We start from the raw sequence: 2,037 nt of genomic DNA, 5'->3' as shown, positions 1-2,037 counted from the left end.
ACCCATAAATATCATCGGTTGTTGGCAACAGGGGCAAGGTCGGACAGCTTTAGTTTTAGTGGTGTTTTCGAGCGGCGCAAACATGGTGCCAGCAACGGCTAACATCAAGCGTATTCGTTGCCGCAGCTTGGCAGCACTGCCTCTGAGTAATCCATAATCTCTGACTCGCCGTAAGCCTTTCGGCAGCACATGCTGCAGTACCAACCATAGAAACTCAACAGTGGGTAAAGTACGTATTTCAGTGGTGTTGGTTTGGCTACTTTGATACTCAAAGGACACCTGATTACTGGTTGCACTGACGATATTTTTATCAGGCAGTACGCCGCGATAAAGGTATCGCGACAGGTACTTGAGTGCAGGCAGCCCTTTACCTACATGTTGGCAATCTACCACCCACTTTTTGGGGATTGAGGTTGGTAGCTTGATGTTGAGCTTATCGGTTAGTTGCGCTAGCAGTCTTGCTCGCCACACTTTGGCCAGGTTAAAGGCGTTAAACAGGTATTTACCTTTGTTCTTTTTCCACTGTTTTTTGTGTTTATCGAAACTGCCTGCCGGAATGATGAAGTGAATGTGCGGGTGCAAGTCACGCCTTCGGTTATGGGTATGCAACACGCCCGTAAATCCAATCTCACCACCGAGTTGCTTTGAATTTTTAGCGAAGTCTTTTAGCACGCTGGCGGCCACCGAAAACATGGCTTGATACATCAACTCGGGTTGATGTTTAGCCGTGACTCGCAACTCATAAGGCAAGGTGAACGTCACCATGTAATACTCCACGGGCAGGAGTTTAGCTTGCTGTTTGTTGAGCCAGTCTGTCGTGGTCTTGTGCTGACATTGCGGGCAACTGCGATGACCACATGATAGCGGGAAATCAGCAGTATGCGTGCAGCTTCGGCATGCCCAATGGCTGGTTCGCTCAGTATTACTGCGACAATTAAGCATGGCGTAAATAGCTTGGCGCATGGATGATGTCATTTGACCATCATAAGTCTGATTAAAGTCATCAAGGTGGTCGCGTAAAAGTTCAATGAACATCATAAATCGCACTCCCATTTGAGCACCAAATTATCAGTCAGCTGGTTAACGGATAGGGTGGTATTTTTGCGAGTGATAGTGGTGAGGCGGGTATAGCGGGCGGTGGTATTAAGGCTGTTGTGACCGAGCAGACTCTGCACTGAGCGCAAATCTAGCCCTTGTTCTAACAAATGAGTGGCGTAGCTGTGACGTAAATTATGTGGGCTGATGGATTTATGGATATTGCACTCACGGATAACCCGTTTTAAAGCTTTCTGAATGCCGCCTTTATCTATCAATGAATCAGGCTGGCTATCTTTACCAGGAAAAATCAGTCGAGGATGGCGATGAGTTTGCCAGTAATATCGCAGTGCTAATAAGGTCCGTTTGGGCAGCGGAACTAACCTGTCTTTACCGCCTTTAGCGTTACGAATATGTACCTGCATCATCTGTGAATCGATATCACCAACCTGCAGTGAAATCGCTTCACCGAGACGTAACCCCAAACTGTACAAGGTGAGAAAACACACTTGATATCGCAGCTTATGAGTAAGACTAATAACGATTGAAACTTCAGCGGGCGTAAGAATGTCGGGCAGTCTATGGACTTGCGGCGGCTTAACGATATTAAGCCACTCCCAGTGCTGGTTAAGGACGTGCCGGTAGAAAAACTGTAAGCCATTACGGTCGAGTTTCACGGTGCTCCATGAATGTGAATCAATTAAACTGACAAAGTAGCGCTTCAAATCATCCGTTGAAAGGTTATCAGGGCAAGCATCGAAATATGCACTAATACGCCTAACGGCGCGGCTGTAGGCATCGATGGTCGCAGGCCGCTTGCCTTGCAGGGTTAAGTTGGTAAGATGTTGTTCATAAAGAAAATCAAAGCGTTGTTGCTCGCGAGTGTTCATGATGATACTCCTAGATAAGTGCCAAGGTAGGCAGGGTCTAGTAAGTATTTAAGATGGGAAAATAAAGGTGAGCTTTTATCTTTTCTGCCGCAGAGCGGCTTCGTTCAACAAG

At 46.9% G+C, this 2,037-nt stretch carries 2 protein-coding genes; both read right to left on the bottom strand.

Going from position 1 to position 2,037, the window contains the following annotated elements:
- Nucleotides 1-1,038, bottom strand: a 1,038-nt coding sequence (locus Q4600_RS21060) for an IS91 family transposase (protein WP_303518020.1), incomplete at its 3' end; no start/stop codon positions are given.
- Nucleotides 1,035-1,925: a site-specific integrase gene (locus tag Q4600_RS21055; RefSeq protein ID WP_303518022.1), complete on the bottom strand. Its 891-nt coding sequence runs from the start codon at nt 1,923-1,925 to the stop codon at nt 1,035-1,037. The genes Q4600_RS21055 and Q4600_RS21060, both read right to left, overlap by 4 nt.
- Between the last annotated feature and the right edge of the window lie 112 nt (nt 1,926-2,037).

This window comes from Shewanella sp. 2_MG-2023 (assembly GCF_030548905.1).
Taxonomy (GTDB): Bacteria; Pseudomonadota; Gammaproteobacteria; order Enterobacterales; family Shewanellaceae; genus Shewanella; species Shewanella electrodiphila.
The sequence above is the reverse complement of the archived record's forward strand: the minus strand, read 5'-3'. Positions and strand labels throughout refer to the sequence as shown.

What these genes read in the sequence shown, in the direction of transcription:
- Q4600_RS21055 (WP_303518022.1), bottom strand. Translation starts at nt 1,925, where the DNA reads ATGAACACTCGCGAGCAACAACGCTTTGATTTTCTTTATGAACAACAT.